The organism is Alcanivorax sp. HI0044 (assembly GCF_001634945.1).
On record NZ_LWEZ01001301.1, the window covers coordinates 1 to 711 of the forward strand.

Below are 711 nucleotides of genomic sequence, written 5' to 3' on the forward strand. Positions count from 1 at the left end.
GCCTTTTGGGCCGCACCCTGGTAAAACAGGCACCCGGTGTCGAGCGCGAAGCGCAATGCTAGCAAAAACCGGGGCCGCCGACAGCATTGTCGACAATTTTGCAGGAGTCGATGGGGGGAACATAAAGCGGTTTTGATTCCAGGCCCAATGTTGGATTACGCCTTTCAGGCTAATTCAACCTACATAGTCACGGGGAGCTGGTTGGTTTTGTAGGTCAGATTAGGCGTAGCCGTAATCCGACATTCCCACCGCATCAGACCGATCAAAGCGGAATCAGATGCTCGAACAGCAGCTGGGGATTGCGCTGGCCACGGAATTCGTTGACCTCCAGGCGATACACCCCGCGCACCTTGCTGATACGACTGGGCAGCGCGTCCACCGCCACATTGAAATGAATGGCATCAATCACCCCGCTGACGCCGGGCAGGCCCAGGGTCAGTTTCAGGTGGCGTTCGCCGACGATGCGGTACTTGAGCACCTCGAATTCGCCATCAAAACTGGGGGCCGGGAACCCCTGCCCCCAGGGAAAACGGTGGCTGAGCAATTCGGCATTGGTCAGCGACAGCTCGTGGTCTTCCAGCTCGCCGTCCGTTTCCACAATGCGCTCCAGCGCTTTTGGAGACAACAGCTCGCCCACCGCTTTTTCGAACGCCGCCTTGAACGCGTCCAGCTTTTCCAGCTCCAGCGAGAGGCCCGCCGCCATGGCGTGAC

The 711-nt window shown here is 58.8% G+C and carries 1 pseudogene; it reads right to left on the reverse strand.

The annotated features are described in order from the left end of the window. Positions 1–262: 262 nt before the first annotated feature. Positions 263–711: pseudogene (locus A3730_RS31880) on the reverse strand (single-stranded-DNA-specific exonuclease RecJ); the annotation flags it as partial.